This window comes from Tamlana crocina, assembly GCF_012037625.1.
On record NZ_JAAVJS010000004.1, the window covers coordinates 71,699 to 96,617 of the forward strand.

Sequence of the window (24,919 nt, forward strand, 5' to 3'; positions counted from 1 at the left end):
GGCGAATTGTACATTGCCGGAGGTTCTAACATTTACAAAATAACTGATGCCAATTTGAACACCACTGCCATCATTAATACGGATTTCGATGTACTCCTGAACCCTTCCACAAAACGGGTTTCTGTCCAGCTCCCTAGTTTAACAACAAACATTTTAATTTATAATATTCAGGGCCGACAAGTAAAAACCTACTACCCTACTGAAAAAACATTTCAATTTTCTGTTGAAACTTACCAAAAAGGGCTTTATTTTGTGGAGGTAAATTTGAACTACGGTTCAAGAATTTCTAAAAAGCTCATCATTTATTAAATGACAAAAACAATAGGCCAACTTTATTTGATTCCGACCACTTTGGGCGACAACGACCCTATGGAAGTGCTCCCGGCTTCAGTAAAACACATAGTTGAAAACACAGATACTTTTATTGTTGAAAACGAAAAAACGGCAAGACGTTTTATAAAACGCATTTGCCCGGAAAAGCCACAACCATCACTCAACATTTTTCTGTTGAATAAATTCACTGAAGCCACCGAGGTGCCCAGTTTTTTAAATCCTTGCCTACAAGGAACAGATGTTGGTCTGCTTTCGGAAGCCGGATGCCCTGGTGTGGCCGATCCTGGAGCCGATGTGGTAAAAATAGCCCACGACAAAAACATAAAAGTAGTGCCGCTTGTTGGCCCTTCTTCTATTCTAATGGCTATGATGGGTTCGGGCATGAACGGACAGCGTTTTGCCTTTAATGGTTATTTACCCATCGATAAGAACGAGCGCAAAAAAGAAATAAAACGTTTGGAACGCTTATCATTCGAGCATAACCAATCGCAAATATTTATTGAAACCCCTTACCGAAACAACAAAATGCTCGAGGGGCTAATTTCTGTTTTAGACGCCAATACAAGTGTGTGCGTGGCATGCGACATTACACTTCCATCTGAATTTATAAAAACCCAAACCGCCAAGCAATGGAAAAAAAATATGGTAGACCTTCATAAAAGACCTACCATTTTTATAATCCATAAATTCTAACCTAATTAAATCGCTTTCGCCTTTCTATTGGGTTTTACGAAGGATGTATCATATCCAGAAAAACGCTTCATGTAGTAATAAACCGTTGTTCCGTAGCCATCGGCAAAATTGTCTAAACCATAACTGCGCAAATACTTTTTCACACTACCTGGTCCAGCCAAGTGGGCGGCTGCCAGAATACCTGACTCGGTTACAACAATACCGTTAATGCGCTTTCCAACGAAGTTTTTAATATCGCGTCTTAAAATCCACTTGTTACGAGCCGTATTGGCCAAAAAAGCTTTTTCTTGTAACCTTGGGTTCTTTAAAAACTTAGCAGGATTGTGTATGCCTATAAGTTTTAAGGTAGATGCCCCAAATTGGTACTTTCCTAAATACCCATAAGTATTCACCGAATTGTAATTACCGCCAGACTCTTTAAACGCCAAGGCCTCTTTAAAGCCAACAAACGATTTTCCTAAGTACGGAGTAAACGCTTCATCGGAATCATTCTCATTCAACAACGCCAAAAGTTCGTCGCTTTCTTGAATATCGTCAATAACGGTGTAGTTTAAATTTAAGCCTTCTGTAGAATAGTTGCCCAAATCAATGGTTTCATCAGTTTGAAACGAAGTGCCCAAAAGCACTATTACTGTAAGCGTAAGGGTTGTAAAACCTGCTATATGCTTTACCATAGTTTTAAATTTTTTCAGCCTACTTAAGTACAAAAAGTGTGCCTTGAAATTTGAGCGTGCAAAAGTAGTTATAATTTCAATAACTTCAAAATTAATCGATTAAGTACTTTTTTTAATGGAAGAATAGATGAAATGCAGACCCTTTCTTGCTGATTTCCAGTGTAGGAAAGGGTATTTTTATCATATTAAAAACATCAAAAACAGTCATCAATAATCTTGATTCGGTTCTAATCTTACTCAAATTTATATCAAAACTTAAATAGAACTGCCTGTACCTATCGTAATTTGTTAACAACTGATTGTCAATATCTTTTGAACCATACAGCATCCCTTCTGCACCATACCCCACCGCAACGTTGAGCCACCGTGGAATATTACTCTGCTTAAAAAAAGCATGCAGATTAAAACTTAACCAATACGTTTGCCCGTTATAATCCTTTAAAATTTGCTCTATATACGTTGCCCCGAGCTTATTTGGATTTAAGGATGCGTATTTTGTTTGGTGAAACGAATACTTTAAGGCAATACGTTGCTCATTCCAAAGCAATTCCTGCCCAACATACAGCCCTGCCCCTAAACCATTGGCAGCGATATCGCCCCACGAAAAGCCCCATTCTTTAGAGTAACCATCGAGCGCCTCAACAGCCGCTAAAAAGGTAAAACCTAAAGTAGCACCATAAAGTAGCTGGTCTTTTTTTTGTACGCCACTCCAGTTTAGAAGTTGAGCCCCATGTTTTCCCATTTGGTAAGCCGTAAAGACATGCCCCAACTTATCCATTTGTAGCCATTGGCTATTATCATTAACCGTATGGAATTTTGAGCGCTCGAAATCAGCATACCAGATCTGGTTAAGCCCCAGCAACGTTAAGGAGGATAATGATGCTTCGGCTGCAACCACAGCGTTTCTTCGTGATGTATTTAAACTATCGCTGGGTGTTAGAAAAGTATTGAACTTAGATTGTGAAAACAAGCTAAACGGCAAGAAAACAATACAAACGATATGTTTAATCACCCATGTTTTCATATGTTTTTTTAATTGTTTTTCAAATGTCATGCTTCGGCTCCACTCAGCACCGGCATGCAATATTCATTTCGCTGTCTGACCAGGTTTTTGCAATGGATGTTTCACTACCTGTTGATGCCCTGTTGTGATAGGTAACGCTGGTATGCCCGTGCATTAGCATTATGTTGGGAAAGGTTTTTGGCAAACTTATGGAATCCCAAACGACTGGCATCGGCAGCAAAATATAAATACTTGTGCTTTTCGTAATTGAGCACTGCATTTATGGCCGAAATATCGGGCATAGCTATTGGCCCAGGAGGCAAGCCTCTTCTTTTATAGGTGTTATAAGGCGATTCGATTTCTTTATGAACATTCAAAACGCGTTTAATAATGGTATTTTTATATTTTGGAAGCTGATAAGCGGCGAACTTTAAAGTTGGGTCGGCTTGAAGTGGCATGCCAATTCGCAGTCTGTTCATGTATACACCGGCAATTCGTGGCTGTTCGCTGGCTTGTTTAGATTCTTCGTGAACGATGGACGCCAAGGTAATGACCTCGGCTGGCGTAAGCCCAATGGCCTTAGCCTTAGCCAATCGGTTTTCGTTCCAAAACCGATTGTATTCTTTTAACATTCGGCTTCTAAAATCTTCCGCGGAAGTATTCCAAAAGAATTCATAACTGTTTGGTAAATACATCCCCAATGCAGTGGCTTCACTAAAATCATTTTCCGATAAAAACGTTTCTTCGGTCATCGCTTCCAAAAGTGACAAACTATCGGCTTCAATTTGATTGGCCACCCGTCCGGCCAATTTTTCTAAAGTTTCCTGATTGTTGAACGATAACTTTATGGGCATGTTTTTACTTCGAATGGAATTGATAATATCGTTATTGCTCATGCCCTTTTTTATCATGAAACGGCCCGCTTTGATATTTGAAGTGTATTTTTTCCGTTCGGCTAAAGCATCAAACGAGTCCATATCGTCGAGCAAAGTTTCCAATTGGCTCCTAACTTCATCGTATGAAGTATTTGTAGGCACATAGATATAAGCTTCCTCGTTATTAAATGCTGTATTGGGCCTTAGCATGGCGTTGTAAACAAAGTAGGCAAAATAGGCGGCCACTACCAAACCTAAAACCGCGATGGCGAGGAGTATCTTTTTTATGTACATTTAATTGTTTTTAATAAGCTGAAATAGATATTCGTTTTTAAAACTACCGTTAACTACGTTCCAATCTTTTTTAAGGCCAACTTCCTGAAATCCTTGATTAACGAACAACTTTTTACTGGCTTCGTTTTCTTCTGAAATATTACAGTACAGTTGATGCAAACCCAAGTGGACAAAACTGTAATTAACCACCAATTTTAAAGCTTCCTTACCGTAACCTTTAGCACGATCACTGACCGATTTTACCAAAATGCCCACTCCGGCACGTTTGTTTTTAAAATCGAAATCGAACAAATCAATCAATCCGATAGTTTCATTATGGTAATTTGAAATTACCAAACGCAATTGCTTCACCTCATAAATATCTTTATGGGCATTCTCTAAATATTGTTTGATTAAAAATTTGGAATACGGCGTTTGCGTATTGCTGATTTCCCAAACGGCTTCATCGTTTTCTACCTCATGGACAAACTCTAAATCTTCAGGCTCAAGCGCACGCAAAAATATGTTTTCGCCTTTTAGAGTAATCATATCGTTCCTTTGAAAACAAATTTAGCAGGGCCAATGAGCCAAACATTTTTATAGGCACCGTTTTCAACATCGAAACGTACTTGCAGTTTGCCGCCTTCAACATTCAGGTTTATTAAGTTTTTTTCGGTTTCGCCAATATAGTGCATACCAATGGCTACCGCGGTAACGCCCGTTCCACAAGACAGGGTTTCATCCTCTACCCCGCGTTCGTAGGTGCGTACCCGAAAGGCATCATCGGCCATCTTTTTTACAAAATTTACATTAGTGCCCTCTTGATTATATGGTTGCCCGTATCTTATTTTTGCACCGATATTCTTTATGTCGAAACCTTCAATTTTATTTTCAAACTGAACGTGGTGCGGCGAACCCGTATTTAAAAATACGTGGTTACTAAATTGCTCAACCTTATCGACATCCTGCATTTGCAATTCAACAATGCCGTCGTTTATTTTGGCGTGGTGCAGGCCGTCAATAGCCTCAAAGGTGCATTCGTTTTCTATTACGCCGAGTTGTTGGGCAAAGGCCACCAAGCAACGTCCGCCATTACCGCACATGGTACTTTCGTTACCGTCGGCATTGTAATACACCATTTTAAAATCATAATCATCATGATTTTCCAATAGAATTAGGCCATCGGCACCTATGCCAAAACGTCGGTCGCACAACCAATTTACACGTTTGGTATTATTTTTGTCGAATGTTTGTTGACGATTATCAATCATCACAAAATCGTTTCCCGTTCCTTGATATTTGTAAAAAGTCTGCTGCATAATTTGCTGCAAAGATATGAATATTATAGCGTTTTATCGACTGTTAAATCACCGTTAAACGTGAAGTTAAAAATCGTTAAAAGCAGAATGGGCAATTCAATAAATAATTAATTTTAATCGTTAAATAATTACTCAATTAACAGTAAAAACAAAAAAAGGATAAATTTTAAATTATGAAGAAGTTTTTTGCACTAGTAATGGTTTCTGTGCTAGGAGGTATTTTCACTCTGGGAGCCTACAAGCTTTTTTTAGAAGAGAAACAACCCGTTGTGGTAACCTCACAAACGGACACCCCAACATTTTTACCCACAAGTAATATTGGCAATTTAAATAGCATTTTAGAGGCACCCGATTTTTCCCTTGCCGCAGAAAATACGGTAAATGCCGTGGTGCACGTTAAAAATGTAACCCTAAGTTCTGGTCAGTTTACGTTACAGGATTTGTTTTCCGGACGGCAACCACAACAGCGCGCCCAGATGGGAACAGGCTCGGGAGTGATTATAAATTCCGATGGTTACATTATTACCAACAACCACGTTATTAAAAACACGCATGAGCTTTCGGTAACACTGAACAACAATAAAACCTACACGGCGGAACTGATTGGTGCCGATGCCAAAACCGACATCGCGCTATTAAAAATCAATGCCGATGAAGACCTACCTTATGTTACTTTTGCAGATTCAGACACGGTAAAAGTTGGTGAATGGGTATTGGCGGTGGGCAACCCGTTCAACCTGACTTCAACGGTAACGGCAGGCATTGTTAGTGCCAAATCGAGGGATTTATCAGGAACCAGTTCGCAATCGTTTATTCAAACGGATGCAGCGGTTAACCCAGGAAATTCTGGAGGTGCTTTGGTAAACACCAACGGTGAATTGGTGGGCATCAACACGGCCATTACCTCTCAAACGGGATCGTACATTGGTTACTCGTTTGCCGTACCCAGCAACATTGCTCGAAAGGTAATTGAAGATATTATGGAGTATGGTAACGTTCAAAATGGTATTTTAGGTATTGAAGGCGTTCCTTTACCCATTGACGATAGAACAGCAGAGCGCTTAGATATTGACATATCTGCGGTAAAAGGCGATACCGAGGGAATTTACATTGGCGGTGTTGTTGAAGATTCGGGAGCCGATAAAGCCGGATTGAAAAAAGGCGACATCATCAAGGAAATCGACAACATTAAAGTATCTAAATTTTCAGATTTAACAGGCCATTTAAGTGCCAAACGTCCTAACGACGTGGTGCAATTGAAGCTGTCGAGAGATGGCAATATTGAAACGGTACCTGTAACATTGGCCAAACGCCAAACCTACAACATGCCTTTGGTTGGCCTTGTAAAGAACGCTAAAGCCGCAGACTTGAAAAAGTTTAAAGCGCCCAACGGTGTTAAGATTTTAGAACTTAACGACCGTTACGAAGAATATTGGAGAAGAAATGGCATTACCGAGGGTTGTATCGTTACGGCCATAAATGATGAAAAAGTAAATTCGGTTGATGACATCCAAAGAATTTTGAAAAATAACATGACCTCTGAAATGCGCATTGAACTCATAAACGCTAACGGCGAAAAAGAGCGTTATAATTTCAGATAAAAATTAAAAACCTATTGTAGCTATACCCCGTTAAAATTTTTTAGCGGGGTATTTTTTTTTGCACTTTCTCGATAAAAACAGCCCTAAAAACAAGCCTCATCCTTTCTTATTTACTGATGAACGATTTTTTTCTCAAATACTTTACGAAAACGTTTGAAATATGGTATTTTAGAGTAACCAAGTACAACTAAAACTAAACGCTCATGAATTCCATTAAAACTTACGACAAAGAACTCGCCTTCCAGGCCGATCGCAGAAAAGCCACCGTAGAATTCATTAAAATTGTAAACGATTTGTGGTACGACAAATCCATCGAGTTGGTCATTTTCAGAAACCAGTTGATTGACAAAAATGTGAGCCAAATTTTAAATCTACACGAGTACGCTGGCAAGTTTGTGCAAAAACCCATTTCTATTTTCGATTCTGTTGAAATAGCGCAAGCAATAAAATCACTAAATATTCCGCCGGCAAAACTAGATATAGGAAAACTTACTTACGAATTCCATTTAGAAGAGAACAGCCAAATTAATGCCACCCAGTTTGTGGCGTCTAAATTAAAAGACGCCCACAAAAACGGCAGTTTTGCCCCAAAAGATGTGGTTCTTTACGGTTTTGGGCGTATTGGGCGTTTGGTAGCTCGCGAACTTATGGTACGCACTGGAAAAGGCAGCCAACTACGGTTACGTGCCATTGTAACCCGAGGAGAACTCAACGAAAGTGTTTTGGAAAAACGTGCTGCACTATTGCGAAACGATTCGGTACACGGCGAATTTTCAGGAACGGTTTCGGTCGATTTGAAGAAAAAAGCTCTTATTGTAAACGGCACCACGGTTTATATGATAACGGCAAATTCCCCCGAAGAGATAGACTATACAACCTTTAATATAAACAATGCTCTTGTTATAGATAACACCGGTGCTTTTCGAGACAAACCCGGACTTAGCAAACACCTAAAAGCCAAAGGTATTGATAAAGTATTGCTAACCGCCCCGGGAAAAGAGGTGCCCAACATTGTTTATGGGGTTAACCACAAAGATTACAGCCCCGATGCTTTGAATATTTTTTCGGCAGCATCGTGCACAACCAATGCCATAACTCCCGTTTTAAAAGCAATTGAAGATTCTTTCGGCGTTAAAAGTGGCCACTTGGAAACGATACACGCCTATACCAACGACCAAAATTTAGTGGATAATTTCCATAAAAAATACCGTCGGGGTCGCGCTGCAGCCCTAAACATGGTAATTACAGAAACTGGTGCCGGCCAAGCCGTTGCCAAAGCATTGCCGGCTTTGGAGGGCAAACTCACCTCCAGCGCCATTCGCGTTCCGGTTCCCAACGGATCTTTAGCTATCCTCAATTTAGAATTGAAAAACAAGACTTCGTTAAATGGCGTTAACACCATCTTAAAAAAATATGCTTTGGAAGGCGATTTGGTAGAACAAATTAAATATGAATTGAGCGACGAGCTGGTATCGAGCGATATTGTTGGTTGCTCTGCCCCTTCTATTTTCGACAGTAAGGCCACCATAGTTAGAAAAGATGGAAAAAACTGTATTCTATACATTTGGTACGATAACGAGTATGGTTATAGCCACCAAGTGATTAGGTTAGCAAAATATATTGCCAAGGTAAGACGTTATACCTATTATTAAAATAAAAACATCTAAAATAAACTTAGCTTCGTATATAAAAAAGCCTCATTTTATGGGGCTTTTTATATGATTTATAATCAATTAATAAACAATATTTTATAAATTCGCACACCAAATACATTTATTAAAATCACACCCGAAATGAACCCTATCAAATCGTTATTTTTTATAGTATTTACATGTCTTGTTACATTTAATTCATTTTCGCAAAACGACCAAGAGGAAGAAAAACTATCGTTGAACAGTGGCTCTATCGACAATCAATTTGAATTTGTAATAAGACGTTCCAACAGCTGGCAAGAATACAAAACCGTAAAAAAAACGTGGCTCTATACTTTAAAGGCCCATACTTTAGATTCCTTAAAGGCCGTTCATAAAGATTTGGCCGAAACCCAGGCCGTAGTAAAATCACAGGCTAAGGAAATTGAAGATTTAAAATCGAACCTGTTAAACACTCAAGATAAGTTAGAAAAAACCAATGCCGAGAAAGACAGTATGGCGCTGTTTGGCATGCAGATGAGCAAAGGTGGCTACAACGGGCTTATGTGGTCTATCATCGCCGGACTATTGGCTTTGCTACTATTATTCATTTATAAATTCAAGAACAGTAACGCTATTACCCGAGATGCCAGAAAATCGTTGGCTGAAATTGAAGAGGAATTTGACGAACACCGAAGAACGGCTCTAGAGCGCGAACAAAAGGTAAGACGTCAATTGCAAGACGAAATTAACAAACAGAAGAAAATTTAACGCTCTTTAAACTCCAATAGCTGCCAAAATTTCATGGTGCGGTTTCTTCTAAAATTGGAACATTTTTTGCAAGTGAATTCAGTGCTAATTTTATAGTTTAATCTTTTTTTAAAAATTTTAGATTATGGAAAAAACACCTGTAAGCGTTCAGCTCATTGGAAAAGAAAAGGAGCATTACCTTATCAAGTTTCCAAATTTAAAGATTCCCGTTAAGGTTAACCACAACCTTTACACCAAGATGAAGCATAGTAAAGACTATGTTTTCAAGGAGCAAAACAAAAAACGTTTTAAAAATAACTCGGCATAAACAATACATAAATCCATACATCAAAAGGTTGAATTCAGAGCTGAATTCAACCTTTTTTTATTCATAAAAACCCAAACAACAGAAGAAATAAAAAATCAGTTTGAATTCAAAAAAACACTAATTTTGTTTAAACTATTTTTCGTTGTACATTACCTAAATGCAGAAATATATTGTTGTCAATCAGCCAGAAAAATGGAATTTTTCGATTGAGAATATTACGGTAATTTCATCTCAAGATTACCTAACCAATCCCCAATTTTCTTTACTTAAAAAAGCTCGTATTTTTAATCTTTGTAAAGATTACAATTACCAATCTAAAGGCTATTACGTATCTCTTTTGGCAGAAGCCCGAGGGCATTTGGCCATTCCTACGGTAAAAAATATGGTCGATTTAAAAACCTTAAAACTGGTACGCATCGTATCGGATGAGTTTGACGACATCATCCAACAAAGCCTAAAAAACATTAAGTCGCGCGAGTTTACTTTGAGCATTTATTTTGGGCAGAACGTGGCTCAAAAATACAAGGAGCTCAGCAACCTATTCTACAAGCATTTTCAAGTGCCTTTTTTTAGGGTGAAATTCAATTATAGCACCAAATGGAACATACAGAGCGTTAAGGTGATTTCGGAATCGGAAATTCCCGATGAACACTTGGAAAGCGTGCAGCAGTTCGCCAACCAGTATTTTTCCAAAAAGCGCTACGATACGCCCAAATTGACGAAAAGCGATTTCGATTTGGCCATTTTGGTAAATCCCAACGACCCCGCACCGCCCAGCAATCCGAAAGCGTTAAAGAAGTTTGTCGATATGGCTGAAAAGATGAACATTTATGCCGAGATTATCGAGCCCAAAGATTTAACGCGCTTATCATCGTTCGACGCCCTGTTCATTAGGCAAAGCACCGAGGTGAACAACGAGGCCTATGCTTTTGCCCGAAAGGCGCAACAGGAAGGCATTGCTTTGGTGGATTATCCCGATGCCATTTTAAAATGCTGCAATAAAGTATATATGGCCGAAGCGCTGCAAAACGCCAACATTGCCACGCCCAAAACCATCATTGTACACAAAGAAAACCTGAACGAGGTGTTGGCAACAACCGGGCTGCCCTGCGTGCTAAAAGCACCCGATTCCACCTTTTCATTCGGGGTAAAAAAAGCTAAAACCGAAGAAGAATTTGGTGCATTGGCCAATAAAATGCTGAAAGAATCCGATTTAATTATTGCCCAGGAATATTGCCCATCCGATTACGATTGGCGCATTGGCATTATTGACGGTAAACCCTTTTTCGCCTGTAAATATTATATGGCCAAAGGGCACTGGCAAATCTATAATTGGAAAGCCAAAAAGAAAAACGAACAGGATGGCGATGCCGAGAGTTTCCCCATTGAAAAGGTGCCTAAAAACATTATTAAAATGGCATTGAAATCGGCGAAACTCATTGGAAAAGGTCTGTTGGGAATCGATATAAAAGTGGTGGACAACAAACCGATGGTGATTGAAATTAACGACAACCCCAACATCGATTTTGGTGTTGAGGATGCCTTTTATGGCGATTTGGTTTACACCGAAATATTAACGGCCTTAAAAACACGAGTGGATTAGCATGGGAAAAAAGTATCATTTATTTGAAGTCTTCGGTATTGAGTTGGAATACATGCTCGTTAACCGCTCCAATTTAAACGTGATGCCGACTGTGGACGAACTATTAACAGCCAAAAATGGCACATTGACTTCCGATGTTGAAAATGGCGACATCGCATGGAGCAACGAACTGGTAGCCCATGTAGTGGAATTAAAAACCAATGGTCCCACCAATAATCTTGATGGTCTGTCGGCGTTATTCCACAAAAACGTTACAGAAATCAATACGCTTTTGGCCAGCCAAAATGCCCAATTGTTGCCCACGGCGGCCCACCCTTTTATGAATCCGCTCACCGAAACCCAACTTTGGAAACACAGTTACAGCGAGGTTTACGCGCTGTACAACCGTATTTTCAACTGCAAAGGTCACGGTTGGAGCAATGTACAGAGCACCCACATCAACCTGCCTTTTTATGATGATAGTGAATTTGAAAAACTACATGCCGCCATTCGGATTATATTACCGCTCATTCCGGCTTTGTGCGCCAGTTCACCTATTTTGGAAGGCCAACAAACGGCTTTTAAAGATGCCCGATTGAACTATTACAAAACCAACCAAAAGGAAATTCCGGAAATGACGGGACTGGTAATTCCAGAGTCTGTGTTTACAAAAACCGATTACGAAAACACCATTTTCAATCCCATAAAAAAAGCCATTAAACCGTTCGACACCGACAATATTTTAGATCATTATTTTTTAAACTCACGTGGTGCCATCGCTCGTTTTGATAGAAATGCCATTGAAATCCGGCTTATCGATATTCAAGAATGTCCGCAGGCCGATATCACCATTTGTGTGTTTATCATTGAAGTTTTAAAACTATTGGTTTCTGAAAAATTGGTCGATTTAAACACGCAAAAGTCATGGCAAAAAGAACCGCTTTTTGAGATTTTAAATGCCTGTATTAAGGATGGCGAACTGGCCATAATCACGAATACGAATTATTTAGCGCTTTTTAAAATTGAAAACGAAAGCACCGCACAGAATGTTTGGAAACAGCTTTATCAATTGGTGAAACCAAATATTGACAACAGTCACCATCAAGCCATTGAAACCATTTTGGAACACGGTACTTTATCCACCCGAATTTTAAAGGCTGTTGGAAACGATTTTTCGGAAAAGCACTTAAAAACCGTGTATTTTAAATTGGCTGAATGTTTACAGAACAATAAACTATTTATGCCGTGAAACTGGTATTTACTTGCGAGCACGGCGGAAACCATATTCCTGAAGAATTTAAGCCTTGTTTTAAAAACCAGGAATCTGTTTTAAACACGCACCGCGGTTACGATATTGGTGCACTCGATATGTTCCGTACGTTGCAACCTTTGGCCGTTTATTCAAAATACTCGAAAACCAGCCGGCTATTGATTGAACTGAACCGCTCGTTGCACCACCCCAATTTGTTTTCGGAGTTTACCAAAGGGCTTTCAAAACCTGAAAAGCAGCAGCTGATAAGCCGTTACTACCTACCCTACCGAAACGCAGTGGAGCAAACTATAAAAAACTGGATAGCCAAGGGCGAAACGGTTTTACATCTTTCGGTGCATTCCTTTACCCCTATTTTAAACGGCGAAGAGCGCTACTGCGACATCGGTTTGCTATACGATTCCTGTCGCATTGAAGAAAAAGCATTTTGCGAACAATTCAAAAAAGAACTACTGCTGCAAAACCCAAAATTAAATGTGCGCTTTAATTATCCCTATCTGGGAAAGGCGGATGGCTTTACTACTTATCTTCGTAAACAATTCGATAAAGATTATTTGGGCATTGAATTGGAAGTGAACCAAAAGTATGTTGTGGGTAATCAGTTTCCGGAGGAATTAAAATCGGTTTTGGTTTTGGCTTTAAAGCAACTTTTAAAACATTAGTGTTTTTCGACTTATATTTATAGAAAATTTCAACTAGATTCGTTTAACGACGAATATAAGTCATTGAAACGACACATATCCCAAAAGTTAGGCTAATATAAAAAACCTAATCAGAAATACAACCCAATCGACCTAATCGTTGAAAGGTTAGCGGATAATTTTTTCAAAATAAAGGACTTTGGTAAACTTCAAGATTAGGAAGAAGGAAAAAAACTGTTTGACTTGATAATCAAATCAACTTCGGAAATGAAAAATTTTCAAACCTTATTCCCGAATTATTACATTCCATCTGCAAATAAATCAATTGCGGACAGTTGGACTCAAATTTAAAAGTCTAAATACAAACATTTATTAAATATTTCAAAAGACAACTAAAGGAAAATCTACACGAAACTGTACAACTTGGTTACGTTGGACTTTTCCATAAACATGAGTCTTATTTAAAAGCTTTAATTGATGCTAAAACTTCTTTCTGAAAGAGGTTAATGAAGAAAATAATCTTTTAAGTATTGAGGAATAAAAAGAAATACAAAATAAATTTTTAATGCCATTATGGCATTTTTACAATAATGGCAGTACTTTTGCCAATCAATTTTTGTATTCTATTAAAACTAAGATACGTAATGAGCAAAAAAAACAAAGCAAACGATATAGAAAACCCGCAAATGGAAGAGGCCGCACAAAACGAAACGGTTGAAGTTGAAGAACAAGTAGCTGAAGAGCAAAGCGTCGAAGAAAAACTTAAGGAAGAGTTGCAACAGGAAAAAGATAAGTTTCTACGCTTGTTTGCTGAATTTGAAAATTATAAAAGACGTACTGCCAAAGAGCGTATCGATTTATTTTCAACGGCCAGCGAAGATGTTATGAAAACCTTACTGCCCATTATTGACGATTTTGAGCGCGCCCTAACGCATATTAACGAAGACAAAGAAGCTGAAGAATTGCGCAAAGGCGTTTTGTTAATTTACCAAAAACTGGTAAATACTTTAGAGCAAAAAGGACTTAAAGCCATTAAGGTAGAACAAGGCGACACCTTTAACGCCGATGCCCACGAGGCTGTAACGCAAATACCTGCACCAAGCGACGACCTTAAAGGAAAAATTATCGATGTGATTGAAAAGGGATACAAACTTGGCGAAAAGGTAATCCGTTTCCCTAAAGTGGTTATCGGGCAATAAATTACAAAACACAAAAGTCCTTTTTTTTTTATACAAGGATTTTAAATTACGATTATGGCGAAAAGAGATTATTACGAAATATTAGGTATTGACAAAGGGGCAAGCACTGCCGAAATTAAAAAAGCCTACCGTAAAAAGGCGATTGAATTTCACCCCGACAAAAACCCAGACGATAAGGAAGCCGAAGCCAAATTTAAAGAAGCGGCCGAGGCTTACGAGGTTTTAAGCAACCCCGACAAAAAAGCACGCTACGACCAATTTGGTCACCAAGCCTTCGAAAATGGTGGTGGCTTTGGCGGTGGCGGCGGCATGAATATGGATGACATATTCAGCCAATTTGGCGATATTTTTGGTGGTGGATTTGGCGGCGGATTCTCTGGTTTTGGCGGTGGCGGAGGCCAGCGTCGCGTAAAAGGCAGCAACCTACGTATTAGAGTAAAATTAACCCTCGAGGAAATTGCCAACGGCGTTGAGAAAAAAGTAAAGGTAAAACGTAAAGTACAGGCACCGGGCACAACTTATAAAACCTGCCCTACTTGTAACGGTTCTGGCCAGGTTACCCGTATTGCCAACACTATTTTGGGCCGCATGCAAACCTCTGCGCCTTGTAACGCCTGTGGCGGTGCAGGGCAAATCATCGATAAAATGGGCAGCGGGGCCGATGCACAAGGTTTAAAAGTTTCGGAAGAAACCGTTTCAATAAAAATACCTGCAGGTGTGGTTGACGGCATGCAGTTAAAAGTATCCGGTAAAGGAAACGAAGCTCCGGGCAATGGTATTTCGGGCGACTTAATTGTTCTTATTGAAGAAGAACAGCACGCCAAATTACAGCGCGAAGGCGATAATTTACATTACGATTTATATGTAAGTTTCCCTGAGGCCGTATTGGGAACTTCAAAGGAAATTGATACCGTTACCGGAAAAGTACGCATTAAAGTTGAAGCCGGCGTGCAATCGGGAAAAATATTGCGCTTACGCGGAAAAGGCATCCCGAGCATCAACGGTTACGGTAAAGGCGACCTTTTGGTACACGTTAATGTTTGGACTCCAAAAACCCTTAGCAAACAGCAAAAAGAGTTTTTTGAAGCCATGCAAGACGACGAACATTTTTCGCCAAAACCGGAGAGCTCAGACAAATCGTTCTTCGAAAAAGTAAAAGATATGTTTTCATAAAAAATGAACAATAAAATTAAAAAATCCGCTAAAAAAGCGGATTTTTTTTGTTTAAACCTTTAACATATCAATAAAATTTGCATTTCGTATGAAAAAAAAAACTATATTTGGCTATCACTAATTCACTTTAGTGGTAATTTTTCTTTTTCATAGCAATTTTTTTCCCATCCTTATCTTTTTAAGGGTGGGTTTTGTTTTTATTCGATTTTTTGCTTCAAATTCGCAAAACTTCTCCCTTAACATTTAATATATTTACCATTTAAAACGTACGTATGGCGAACCTACTTGAGGTCAATAAAGTTTCAAAAAGTTTTGGCAACCATAAAGCCCTTAACGAGGTATCTATTACCGTTCCTAAAGGAAGTATTTTTGGGCTTTTGGGTCCCAATGGCGCTGGAAAAACCACATTAATCCGTATAGTAAACCAAATCACATTGCCCGATTCGGGTTCGGTACTTTTGGACGGTGAGCCACTAAAGCAACTCCACATAAAAGACATTGGCTACCTGCCCGAAGAACGCGGCTTGTACAAATCGATGAAAGTGGGCGAACAAGCCTTGTATTTGGCCCAGCTAAAAGGCTTAAGCAAAGCTGAAGCCAAAACCCGATTGAAATATTGGTTCGATCGTTTGGAAATTGGTGATTGGTGGAACAAAAAAATACAAGAGCTCTCCAAAGGAATGGCACAAAAAGTGCAGTTTGTGGTTACCGTATTACACCAACCTAAACTTTTGATTTTTGACGAACCCTTTTCGGGCTTCGACCCTATAAATGCCAATTTGATTAAAGATGAGATTTTAAAGCTGCGCGACGATGGTGCTACCGTGATTTTTTCAACCCACAGAATGGAATCGGTGGAGGAATTGTGCGACGATATTGCGCTAATTAACAAATCCAACAAAATATTGGAAGGGCAGTTAAATGAGGTAAAACGGCAATACAAAATAAATACTTATGAGGTGGGCATAAAAGCCGATAATCAATCTGCTTTGAGGCAACGGCTCGCTGACAAATTCAGCATCAGCGACGCCCATTTCAAGTCGTTAGACAATGAGCTGAAGTTAAATATAAAACTCACGCCCGAGCAATCGCCCAACGCCCTTTTAAACTACTTAACACAACAAGGCGAAGTATCGCATTTTATAGAGTTGATACCGAGTGTTAACGACATTTTTATAAAAGCCGTAAAGAACAATTAAATTCATGAACCACTTACCACTAATTATAAAACGGGAGTACTTAACCAAGGTTAAAAACAAGGCGTTTATTATCATGACCTTTTTAAGCCCCATTATTTTTATAACGCTCATCGCGGTTGTGGCCTACTTAACGCAACTCAACAACGAGAGCACAAAAGTCATTTCCATTTTAGACGAAACCAATACCGTTGAAAAAAGCTTTAAAAGTTCCGAAAACACCACTTATACCATTTTAAACATGCCCTTAAAGGACGCCAAAGGATTGGTGCAAACCACACAGGGCTACGGTTTGTTACACATTAAAAAAAATAGTGACGGCAGTTCAAATACGATTACATTTTATTCAAAAGAATCACCTTCGCTAACTTTAATTTCAGATATCGAAAGGACTTTAGAAAAGGAGTTCACCAATTTAGAACTTCAAAAAAGAGGCGTTGACCCCAATATGATAAACGCGTCAAAAGTAACTTTAAACATTGCCCAAGAAAGCTTTGAAGGCGAAAAAACTTCAAAAATCGATAGCATCATCAAACTCATATTTGGAGGGGCAGCAGGCTATCTACTCTTTATGTTCATCATTATTTATGGCAATATGATTATGCGCAGCGTTATTGAAGAAAAGACCAGCCGAATTATCGAAGTGATTATTTCTTCGGTAAAACCCGTTCAATTAATGTTGGGCAAAATCATTGGCACCTCTTTAGCTGGTATTACACAATTTGTTATTTGGATTATTTTAGGCGGTATTTTAATGTTTGTGGTGTCACTTGTTTTGGGCATCGATATGTCTCAAATGCAAACACCGCAACAGGAAATGATGCGACAAGCCATGGAAAATCCCGAAGTAAACCAACAAGCCCAAGATTTAGCCAACGCCTTTATGCATTTGCCATTGGTGAATCTAATATTTGCATTTATCCTGTTTTTTATTGGAGGTTATTTACTTTATAGTTCGTTGTACGCTGCTATTGGCGCTGCCGTGGATAACGAAACCGACACCCAGCAATTCATGCTTCCTATTTTAATGCCGCTTATTTTAGCCGTTTATATTGGTATATTTACCGTGGTTGAAGATCCGCATGGTACGGTTTCAACCATTTTTTCGTTTGTACCGTTTACCTCTCCGGTGGTGATGCTTATGCGTATTCCTTTTGGGGTGCCGCTTTGGCAACAGTTGGTATCGTTGCTTATTTTGATAGGCTCGTTTATCTTTACGGTTTGGTTTGCAGCCAAAATTTACCGAGTTGGCATTTTAATGTACGGCAAAAAACCATCGTACAAGGAAATTTTTAAATGGATTAAATATTAATTTAAAAATGATTCAGAACCTGGAAAACATCGAGGAAAAAATAAAAGAAAGTTCGGCTTGGGAGAGTGTTCAGAACTTTCTGAATCTCCATATCAATTTCACTGAAAAGATTAGCGTTTCTATTATGGACCTCATCATAGTAGTTACCGCTATTTTTATTACCACCATTTTTTTAAGGGTGGTTTTAAAACTTCTGACCAAAAATTTACCAGAAAACGACAAATCGAAATTCAATGTGGTTTATGGCTATTTTAGGTGGCTGGTCTATTTGGTCATCCTACTTATTACCCTGCATTCGGTAGGCGTTAATGTTACGGCCGTTTTTGCTGCTTCTGCTGCCTTGCTCATTGGTATTGGTTTGGCTTTGCAAACGCTGTTTCAGGATATCATTTCGGGCATTTTTATACTTGTTGACCAAACCGTTCATGTGGGCGACATTATTGAAATTGAAGGCAAAGTAGGCCGTGTTGAAGAAATCAAATTAAGAACCACCAGAGCGGTCACCATCGACAATAAGGTTTTAATCATTCCCAACCATTTGTATTTAGAAAACAGTTTGTATAACTGGACCCAAAATGGCACTACCACAAGAGAATCGGTAAGCGTAGGGGTTGCCTATGGCAGCGATGTACAGTTGGTAAAAAAACTATTATTGCAGGCAGCCAGTACGCACCCCGACGTGTTAAGCGAACCGGAACCCACTGTAATTTTTACCGATTTTGCAGATAGCTCGCTAAACTTTAACATCGTTTTTACCCTTAGCGATAGTTTTAAAGCACAATTTCCGAAAAGCGATATACGTTTTGAAATAGACAGAATCTTTAGAGAACACAACATTACCATTCCGTTCCCACAGAGAGATGTGCATATTTATAATTCGAAATAATAACCTATAATTTTTTAAATATAATTTCCACCTGAAAACCTCCATTTCAAATACAGCTATTAGATTTAAAACCTTGTGTTTTATGCTGATGCTTGTTCATTTTGGCCACGCGCAACTCACCGATTTGGCCCGTTTGGAATATTCCTTTATACCGAAATCGGATTCCGAAGACCAATACACCAGACTAAGAGCGCTTTTAAACTACCCCGTAGAACTTAAAAACGATTCGTATTTGGTAATTGGTGGTGAATACAACAACGTTATACTCAACCTAGAGGACCGTTACCCGTTCGATACCTCTACGCTTAATAAAATCCATGTCATTGACCTCAACATTGGCTACACCTTTAAATGGAACGAAAAGTGGCGGTTTGGTGCCAAATTCAACCCGAGAATCGCTTCTACGTTAAGCCAATCGCTCACTTCTGATGACTATTTTATGAACGGTGGGATTTACGCCATTAATGATCGTACTGATGCAGATGACCTAAAACGACCCTACCGACTCATTTTGGGGCTAACCTACAATGCCACCACCGGCATACCCTTTCCGTTGCCTTTTGTAAGTTACTACCGCGAGGTTAACGCCCATTGGAGCTTTAATTTAGGTGTACCAAAATCGAATGTAAAATACGCCTTAAACGAAAAAAACAACATACAAACCTTTGTGGGTCTTGATGGCTATTTGGGGCATTTACAGGAGCCTTCGGTAATAAACGGCGAAAGTGTAGACCACATTTCTATGTCGGTAGTTGTTGGCGGTTTGGGCTACGAATATTTACTATCGAAACATTTGGTAGGGTATTTGTACACAGGTTACACGTTTAGAATGAACAATGTTTTGCGTAACAAAGACCGCGACGAAATTTTTAAATTAGACGATGTCAATGCGTTTTATTTAAGAACGGGAATAAAATTCAAAATATAGAATATGCCAAAAATATTAGTAATTGAAGACGAGGCCGCCATTAGAAGAGTGTTGGTAAAAATCCTTTCGGAAGAAAACGACACTTACAAAGTTGAAGAATCTGAAGATGGTTTGAGCGGCATAGAAAAAATAAAAAACGACGATTTCGATTTGGTGCTTTGCGATATTAAAATGCCCAAAATGGATGGTGTTGAAGTACTGGAAGCCGTAAAAAAAATAAAGCCCGAAATACCTATTGTAATGATTTCTGGTCACGGCGATTTAGATACCGCTGTAAACACCATGCGCTTGGGCGCCTTCGATTATATTTCGAAACCGCCAGATTTAAACCGACTGCTGAATACGGTGAGAAACGCATTAGACCGCAAGGAATTGGTGGTTGAAAATAAAATCCTGAAAAAGAAGGTCAGCAAAAAATACGAAATGATTGGCGAGAGTGATGCCATCGTTCAAATTAAAGACATGATTGATAAGGTGGCTCCCACCGATGCACGTGTGTTAATTACTGGCCCTAACGGTACGGGAAAAGAATTGGTAGCCCATTGGTTGCACCAGAAAAGCGCCCGTGCCAAAGGCAATTTAATAGAAGTTAACTGCGCCGCTATTCCCTCAGAACTTATAGAAAGTGAGCTGTTCGGCCATGTAAAAGGGGCTTTTACCAGCGCCAATAAAGACCGCGCCGGAAAATTTGAAGCCGCCAATGGCGGGACTATTTTCCTGGATGAGATTGGCGACATGAGTCTTTCTGCACAGGCCAAAGTACTCCGTGCCTTGCAGGAAAACAAAATACAGCGAGTAGGCAGCGACAAAGACATAAAAGTAGATGTGCGCATTGTTGCCGCCACCAATAAAAACTTAAAACAAGAAATTGAAGACGGCAAATTCCGTGAAGATTTGTACCACAGGTTGGCCGTTATATTGATTAAAGTTCCGGCGTTGAACGATAGGCGTGAAGACATTCCGTTACTCATTAATCATTTCGCAAAAAAGATTTCGGAAGAACAAGGCACGGCCAACAAGTCATTTTCAGACAAAGCCGTTAAGTTACTACAAGAATACGATTGGACCGGAAACATCCGCGAACTTAGAAATGTCGTGGAGCGGTTAATTATTCTAGGCGGAAATGAAGTGAGTGAACAGGATGTAAAAGCCTTTGCTTCAAAGTAACGTACCTTAAGGTAGTATCTCTTAAAGTGCTATTAATTTATACAACCAAATAAGATTACATGTATCTTTAGATTATAAAACACCAAATATGGTATATTTAAAAACAGCGTAAATCAATTTTTTAACTTGTAGTCATATTTCAGGACTAGACAGTTTCCGTAAAACTTAAATTATAATTTCCACTAAGCCTTTGTAGCTTTTACAGTTACTTTTAACTCGATATCGTCGTTAATAAACTTATCGCCCAAGTCATCAAAAAACGATTTAGAACCGTATTTTACGTTCCATTTAGAGCGGTCAATTGTAAAAGTTTCACTCTCTAAAATAAGTTCATCGCCATTTTGCGATACCGACACCGGAAAGATAATGTTGTTTTTAGCATCCTTCAAAGTTAAATTACCCGACAGCATGGTTTTTCCTTCTCCATTTTCAGCTCCGGTAATTGTAAAAACAGCATTAGGGTACTTTTCAACATCAAAAAAATCGTCACTTTTTAAATGTCCCGTAAGCTTGGTGTTCTTTTCATCGTCGGCTGGTAAATCGTTCACCACGATAGAGTTCATATCAATAATAAACGAACCACCAACAACTTCTCCATTGGTTACATCAAAAGTGCCGCTTTCTATATCAATTGTGCCATAGTGTTCGCCTGTAGGCTTAAACCCTTTCCACTGAATGGTCGAAGCATCCACATTAGCCTTGTAGCTTTCGGCAGTGGCCTCGGCAGTTGCAGGCATTTCGGCTTCGGTGGTTTCGGCTTCCTTGGCTTTATCCTTACAGCTTAAAACGCTAACCGATAAAGCGGTTATAAATAATAGTGTTGCAAATGGCTTTCTCATCATGATTGTTTTTAATGTTTATCGTAAAATTACACAATCAAATGTTAAAATAAAATTAAAATAAATTTTTAGAGATCAGTAGATAATTTCATTACTTGTGTGTCTGTAAAAATAGGAGGGGTATGGAAATTTTTAAGGGTCAAAACCTCCTAGAGTTTACGGAACGCTTCAAAACGGACTTGGATTGTAAAGAATATCTGGGTCAAATCAAGTGGAAGGACAGCTATATTTGTCGAAAATATGGCAACAGCAGTTACCAATTGCGCAAGAATTTTTCAAGAGCGTGCAATAAATGTGGTGACACAGAAAGTCCAACGGCCATTACCATTTTCCACATAGTCAGGTTTGGTGTTCGTAAAGCCTTTTTTGTATGTTTTGAAATGGCAACCACCACCAAGAGCTTATCCGGTATCCAAATGGGCGTACGCTATGGCTTAACAGAGAAGACCGTTCGTTTGTTTATGCTTTAGGTAAGAGAAGCTATGGCTTCTAGTGAAAACAACCCCATGGATGGCAATGTACAGGTTGATAAATTTGTACTTGGCGGATATGAGCAAAACAAGATTGGGCGCAGTTATGATGCCAAAAAGAAGAAAGCTATTACTGCTGTTTAGCTTACTGATCATGGTAAGGTCAAGCGCATGTACGCTCTTAATATCAAGGACTTTTCCGCACGTCACTTTAGTATATATACATCATGCATGTTGACAGAAACGCTCGAATCACTACCAACAAACGGAAAGGCTACAGGCCTATTGCTAAAGTATACAACATCACTCAAATCGATAGCAATAAGGGGTAGAACTTTAAGGCATTGCAACGATGGTTCATCAAATAAAATCGTGGATTAGAACCACTTATTATTGGGTAAGTGAGTTTAATCTCAATCGATATTTTAATGAATTTTGTTTTAGAATTAATCGTTCCCAAAACAAAAATACAATAATAACCAAAATGGTCAATAGTGATAAAACCTATCAAAGTGAAATTATGTGCAACTAACTACTAACCTGTATAAAAGTATAAATCAAACGGCTGGATTTCAGCGAAATAATCCTGCGGATAATTCCACAACGAAACCATAGCCAAAACGTTAAATGAACAAACTCTTCTGAAACCTCACAACCGTAACAACAAGTCAGGTTTAAGACAATTACTTTCATAAAACGTTAAATCGCTTTTTCGACACACTCCTGGGTAATCGCCTATAAAATCTTGCAGGTCTTTTATAATCTGGAAGTGCAAATGTGGCGGATAATCCCCGTTTACAGAAGCACTGCCCAAAGCACCAACTATAGTTCCCTTTTTAAAATTTTGCCCTACTTTTAAATTAGTTATCGAGGCCAAACTTAAATGCCCGTAAAGCGTAAAAAACGCAACACCGTTTATGTTGTGTTTTAAAATAATGGTGGGGCCGTAATCGCCAAAGTTGGTGTTGTTTTTAAAACTGTGCACCACACCATCCAACGGAGCGTAAACGGGCGTTTCGGCAGCACACCACAAATCGATGCCCAAATGGATGTTTCGGCTTTCTGTGTTTTCAGCATTAAAATATCGGCTGCGTTTGTAAATATTGCGTTGTTCCAAATAACCACCATAAGCGACTGATGCTTTATGGGTTTTCAGGTGGTTATTGATAAATTCAGTAAACTTAGCTGTGGACGATAAATCTTCATCGGTCAATTCCGGATTGCTTTCCGATAAATCAATCGGTGCGTACTTGGTTTTAGCAATGGACTTGCCCAACACCGGAAAACATTCGGCGCTGATGATTTCTAAGAATTTTTGGAATTCATTGGAGTGCACACCTTAGAATTTTAAACTGGGGTTAAACATATATTCCAAAAAACTCATTTCGACTGCACTCAATGAACATAAAAGAATTAATAACCAAAAATTTTTAGCTTATCACTTCCCCATAAAGGTCGAAATCTTCAGCATCAATAATTTTTACGGTAGCAAACTCACCAGTTTTTAAATAGGTTTTACTGGCGTCAATCAATACTTCGTTATCCACGTCGGGCGAATCGAACTCGGTGCGTCCAACAAAATAATTACCTTCTTTTCTATCGATCACCACTTTAAATTCCTGACCGATTTTCTTCTGGTTCAGTTCCCACGAAATTTGCGATTGTACTTCCATAATTTGGTTGGCACGATCTATTTTTACTTCCTCGGGCACATTATCTTCCAAATTAAAGGCATGGGTATTTTCCTCATGGCTATAAGTAAAACAGCCCAAACGCTCAAAACGCATATCCTTCACCCATTGCTTCAACTCTTGGAAATTTTCCTCGGTTTCACCGGGATAGCCCACAATTAATGTGGTTCTGATAGTCATGTTCGGAACGGCTGCTCTAAACTCCTTGAGTAATTTAGTGGTTTTCTCTTTGGTGGTACCGCGACGCATGCTTTTCAGAATGCCATCAGAAATATGTTGCAACGGAATATCCAAATAATTGCAAATTTTAGGCTCACGGTTCATTACTTCCAAAACGTCCATCGGGAACCCCGTAGGGAACGCATAATGCAAACGGATCCATTCCAATCCCTCTACTTTTACCAAGGCTTCTAGCAATTCTGCCAAATTTCTCTTTTTGTATAAATCGAGTCCGTAGTAGGTTAAATCCTGAGCAATAAGAATCAATTCCTTTACGCCATTGGCGGCCAGTTTTTCGGCTTCGGTCACCAAATCTTCAATAGGCGTACTGCGGTGTTTTCCGCGCATAATTGGAATAGCACAAAATGAACAGGGCCTGTCGCAACCTTCGGCAATTTTTAAATACGCGTAGTTTTTTGGCGTAGTAGTCAAACGTTCGCCAATTAATTCATGCTTGTAATCAGCACCCAAGGCTTTCAACAGCCCGGGCAATTCGGTAGTACCGAAATACTGGTCTACATTCGGAATTTCCTTTACCAAATCCGGTTTATAACGCTCGCTCAAGCAGCCCGTTACAAACACTTTATCCACATCACCTTCTTCCTTTTTTTGAACGTACTCCAAAATGGTATTAACGCTTTCTTCCTTGGCATTATTGATGAAACCGCAAGTGTTGATGACCACAATATTGCCTTCATCCTCGTGCACCACATCTTTTCCGCTGGCCTTTAATTGCCCCATAAGCACTTCGCTGTCGTAAACATTTTTACTACAGCCCAGTGTTACCACATTAATCTTGTTTTTCTTTAAGGATTTTGTACGCATAAGTTCTTCCGAATAAGGGCGCAAAGATACGGAATGATTAT

24 protein-coding genes and 1 pseudogene are annotated in these 24,919 nt (G+C 39.1%); 17 read left to right on the forward strand and 8 right to left on the reverse strand.

Annotated elements, in window-relative coordinates; genetic code table 11:
- Nucleotides 1-54: 54 nt before the first annotated feature.
- Together HC176_RS19960 and HC176_RS03755 are read left to right on the forward strand one after the other, a co-directional pair.
- Complete coding sequence (locus HC176_RS19960; protein WP_245234834.1) at nt 55-309, forward strand: T9SS type A sorting domain-containing protein; 255 nt, start codon at nt 55-57, stop codon at nt 307-309.
- Complete coding sequence (locus HC176_RS03755; RefSeq protein ID WP_167916853.1) at nt 310-1,026, forward strand: SAM-dependent methyltransferase; 717 nt, start codon at nt 310-312, stop codon at nt 1,024-1,026.
- Between the two features lie 5 nt (nt 1,027-1,031).
- On the opposite strand, the gene HC176_RS03760 is transcribed toward HC176_RS03755, so the two are convergent.
- The 5 genes from HC176_RS03760 to dapF all read right to left on the reverse strand — a co-directional run bounded on the left by HC176_RS03760 (nt 1,032) and on the right by dapF (nt 5,170).
- Nucleotides 1,032-1,700 (reverse strand): lysozyme family protein, encoded by a 669-nt coding sequence (locus HC176_RS03760; RefSeq protein ID WP_167916854.1) that lies wholly within the window; start codon nt 1,698-1,700, stop codon nt 1,032-1,034.
- 112 nt (nt 1,701-1,812) lie between these two features.
- On the reverse strand, nt 1,813-2,754 hold the full coding sequence (locus tag HC176_RS03765) for a DUF2279 domain-containing protein (protein WP_245234832.1): 942 nt from the start codon (nt 2,752-2,754) through the stop codon (nt 1,813-1,815).
- A 74-nt stretch (nt 2,755-2,828) separates the two neighbouring features.
- Nucleotides 2,829-3,872: an endolytic transglycosylase MltG gene (gene mltG / locus HC176_RS03770; protein WP_167916855.1), complete on the reverse strand. Its 1,044-nt coding sequence runs from the start codon at nt 3,870-3,872 to the stop codon at nt 2,829-2,831.
- Nucleotides 3,873-4,400: a GNAT family N-acetyltransferase gene (locus HC176_RS03775; RefSeq protein ID WP_167916856.1), complete on the reverse strand. Its 528-nt coding sequence runs from the start codon at nt 4,398-4,400 to the stop codon at nt 3,873-3,875.
- Entirely contained in the window at nt 4,397-5,170 is a 774-nt protein-coding gene (dapF, locus tag HC176_RS03780; RefSeq protein ID WP_167916857.1) for a diaminopimelate epimerase, read from the reverse strand. The genes HC176_RS03775 and dapF overlap by 4 nt, the downstream gene beginning before the upstream one ends.
- Before the next feature lie 173 nt (nt 5,171-5,343).
- Between dapF and HC176_RS03785 the strand changes: the two genes are divergently transcribed.
- The 14 genes from HC176_RS03785 (at nt 5,344) to HC176_RS03850 (ending at nt 20,834) form a co-directional block, all read left to right on the forward strand.
- Entirely contained in the window at nt 5,344-6,771 is a 1,428-nt protein-coding gene (locus HC176_RS03785; protein ID WP_167916858.1) for a S1C family serine protease, read from the forward strand.
- A gap of 203 nt (nt 6,772-6,974) precedes the next feature.
- The gene (locus tag HC176_RS03790) at nt 6,975-8,423 is read left to right on the forward strand and encodes a glyceraldehyde-3-phosphate dehydrogenase (RefSeq protein ID WP_167916859.1); all 1,449 of its coding nucleotides are present in this window, start codon (nt 6,975-6,977) and stop codon (nt 8,421-8,423) included.
- 141 nt (nt 8,424-8,564) lie between these two features.
- Nucleotides 8,565-9,173 (forward strand): coiled-coil domain-containing protein, encoded by a 609-nt coding sequence (locus HC176_RS03795; protein WP_167916860.1) that lies wholly within the window; start codon nt 8,565-8,567, stop codon nt 9,171-9,173.
- Between the two features lie 124 nt (nt 9,174-9,297).
- On the forward strand, nt 9,298-9,480 hold the full coding sequence (locus HC176_RS03800) for a hypothetical protein (protein WP_167916861.1): 183 nt from the start codon (nt 9,298-9,300) through the stop codon (nt 9,478-9,480).
- A gap of 157 nt (nt 9,481-9,637) precedes the next feature.
- Nucleotides 9,638-11,083, forward strand: a complete 1,446-nt coding sequence (locus HC176_RS03805) for a RimK family protein (protein ID WP_167916862.1) — start codon at nt 9,638-9,640, stop codon at nt 11,081-11,083.
- Nucleotide 11,084: 1 nt separating this feature from the next.
- Nucleotides 11,085-12,311, forward strand: a complete 1,227-nt coding sequence (locus tag HC176_RS03810) for a glutamate-cysteine ligase family protein (protein WP_167916863.1) — start codon at nt 11,085-11,087, stop codon at nt 12,309-12,311.
- Entirely contained in the window at nt 12,308-12,994 is a 687-nt protein-coding gene (locus HC176_RS03815; protein WP_167916864.1) for an N-formylglutamate amidohydrolase, read from the forward strand. Before HC176_RS03810 ends, HC176_RS03815 begins: the two co-directional genes overlap by 4 nt.
- A 623-nt stretch (nt 12,995-13,617) precedes the next feature.
- Nucleotides 13,618-14,172, forward strand: a complete 555-nt coding sequence (locus HC176_RS03820) for a nucleotide exchange factor GrpE (protein WP_167916865.1) — start codon at nt 13,618-13,620, stop codon at nt 14,170-14,172.
- 54 nt (nt 14,173-14,226) lie between these two features.
- Nucleotides 14,227-15,345 (forward strand): molecular chaperone DnaJ, encoded by a 1,119-nt coding sequence (gene dnaJ / locus HC176_RS03825; protein WP_167916866.1) that lies wholly within the window; start codon nt 14,227-14,229, stop codon nt 15,343-15,345.
- Between the two features lie 272 nt (nt 15,346-15,617).
- Nucleotides 15,618-16,544: an ABC transporter ATP-binding protein gene (locus HC176_RS03830; RefSeq protein ID WP_167916867.1), complete on the forward strand. Its 927-nt coding sequence runs from the start codon at nt 15,618-15,620 to the stop codon at nt 16,542-16,544.
- Nucleotides 16,545-16,548: 4 nt separating this feature from the next.
- Entirely contained in the window at nt 16,549-17,853 is a 1,305-nt protein-coding gene (locus tag HC176_RS03835; protein WP_167916868.1) for an ABC transporter permease, read from the forward strand.
- Nucleotides 17,854-17,860: 7 nt separating this feature from the next.
- Nucleotides 17,861-18,739, forward strand: a complete 879-nt coding sequence (locus HC176_RS03840) for a mechanosensitive ion channel family protein (RefSeq protein ID WP_167916869.1) — start codon at nt 17,861-17,863, stop codon at nt 18,737-18,739.
- A gap of 82 nt (nt 18,740-18,821) precedes the next feature.
- Nucleotides 18,822-19,667 carry a DUF6268 family outer membrane beta-barrel protein gene (locus tag HC176_RS03845; RefSeq protein WP_167916870.1) on the forward strand — a complete coding sequence of 282 codons (846 nt, stop codon included), beginning with the start codon at nt 18,822-18,824 and terminating at the stop codon, nt 19,665-19,667.
- A gap of 3 nt (nt 19,668-19,670) precedes the next feature.
- Entirely contained in the window at nt 19,671-20,834 is a 1,164-nt protein-coding gene (locus tag HC176_RS03850) for a sigma-54-dependent transcriptional regulator (protein WP_167916871.1), read from the forward strand.
- Nucleotides 20,835-21,016: 182 nt separating this feature from the next.
- Here HC176_RS03850 and HC176_RS03855 read toward each other — a convergent pair whose 3' ends face one another.
- On the reverse strand, nt 21,017-21,676 hold the full coding sequence (locus HC176_RS03855; RefSeq protein ID WP_342448662.1) for a YceI family protein: 660 nt from the start codon (nt 21,674-21,676) through the stop codon (nt 21,017-21,019).
- A 119-nt stretch (nt 21,677-21,795) separates the two neighbouring features.
- Here HC176_RS03855 and HC176_RS03860 point away from each other — a divergent pair.
- Nucleotides 21,796-22,675 (forward strand): annotated as a pseudogene (locus HC176_RS03860) (IS1595 family transposase).
- Between the two features lie 117 nt (nt 22,676-22,792).
- On the opposite strand, the gene HC176_RS03865 reads toward HC176_RS03860, so the two are convergent.
- Nucleotides 22,793-23,479, reverse strand: coding sequence for a peptidoglycan DD-metalloendopeptidase family protein (locus HC176_RS03865; RefSeq protein WP_167916872.1), 687 nt, complete (start codon nt 23,477-23,479; stop codon nt 22,793-22,795).
- Nucleotides 23,480-23,573: 94 nt separating this feature from the next.
- A complete protein-coding gene (gene rimO, locus HC176_RS03870; protein ID WP_167916873.1) occupies nt 23,574-24,878 on the reverse strand; it encodes a 30S ribosomal protein S12 methylthiotransferase RimO in 1,305 nt (434 codons plus the stop codon).
- Nucleotides 24,879-24,919: the final 41 nt, after the last annotated feature.

Coding starts and splice junctions, on each gene's coding strand:
- HC176_RS03755 (WP_167916853.1), top strand. CDS start 310: ATGACAAAAACAATAGGCCAACTTTATTTGATTCCGACCACTTTGGGC.
- HC176_RS03760 (WP_167916854.1), bottom strand. CDS start 1,700: ATGGTAAAGCATATAGCAGGTTTTACAACCCTTACGCTTACAGTAATA.
- HC176_RS03765 (WP_245234832.1), bottom strand. CDS start 2,754: ATGACATTTGAAAAACAATTAAAAAAACATATGAAAACATGGGTGATT.
- mltG (WP_167916855.1), bottom strand. CDS start 3,872: ATGTACATAAAAAAGATACTCCTCGCCATCGCGGTTTTAGGTTTGGTA.
- HC176_RS03775 (WP_167916856.1), bottom strand. CDS start 4,400: ATGATTACTCTAAAAGGCGAAAACATATTTTTGCGTGCGCTTGAGCCT.
- dapF (WP_167916857.1), bottom strand. CDS start 5,170: ATGCAGCAGACTTTTTACAAATATCAAGGAACGGGAAACGATTTTGTG.
- HC176_RS03785 (WP_167916858.1), top strand. CDS start 5,344: ATGAAGAAGTTTTTTGCACTAGTAATGGTTTCTGTGCTAGGAGGTATT.
- HC176_RS03790 (WP_167916859.1), top strand. CDS start 6,975: ATGAATTCCATTAAAACTTACGACAAAGAACTCGCCTTCCAGGCCGAT.
- HC176_RS03795 (WP_167916860.1), top strand. CDS start 8,565: ATGAACCCTATCAAATCGTTATTTTTTATAGTATTTACATGTCTTGTT.
- HC176_RS03800 (WP_167916861.1), top strand. CDS start 9,298: ATGGAAAAAACACCTGTAAGCGTTCAGCTCATTGGAAAAGAAAAGGAG.
- HC176_RS03805 (WP_167916862.1), top strand. CDS start 9,638: ATGCAGAAATATATTGTTGTCAATCAGCCAGAAAAATGGAATTTTTCG.
- HC176_RS03810 (WP_167916863.1), top strand. CDS start 11,085: ATGGGAAAAAAGTATCATTTATTTGAAGTCTTCGGTATTGAGTTGGAA.
- HC176_RS03820 (WP_167916865.1), top strand. CDS start 13,618: ATGAGCAAAAAAAACAAAGCAAACGATATAGAAAACCCGCAAATGGAA.
- dnaJ (WP_167916866.1), top strand. CDS start 14,227: ATGGCGAAAAGAGATTATTACGAAATATTAGGTATTGACAAAGGGGCA.
- HC176_RS03830 (WP_167916867.1), top strand. CDS start 15,618: ATGGCGAACCTACTTGAGGTCAATAAAGTTTCAAAAAGTTTTGGCAAC.
- HC176_RS03835 (WP_167916868.1), top strand. CDS start 16,549: ATGAACCACTTACCACTAATTATAAAACGGGAGTACTTAACCAAGGTT.
- HC176_RS03840 (WP_167916869.1), top strand. CDS start 17,861: ATGATTCAGAACCTGGAAAACATCGAGGAAAAAATAAAAGAAAGTTCG.
- HC176_RS03845 (WP_167916870.1), top strand. CDS start 18,822: ATGCTGATGCTTGTTCATTTTGGCCACGCGCAACTCACCGATTTGGCC.
- HC176_RS03850 (WP_167916871.1), top strand. CDS start 19,671: ATGCCAAAAATATTAGTAATTGAAGACGAGGCCGCCATTAGAAGAGTG.
- HC176_RS03855 (WP_342448662.1), bottom strand. CDS start 21,676: ATGATGAGAAAGCCATTTGCAACACTATTATTTATAACCGCTTTATCG.
- rimO (WP_167916873.1), bottom strand. CDS start 24,878: ATGCGTACAAAATCCTTAAAGAAAAACAAGATTAATGTGGTAACACTG.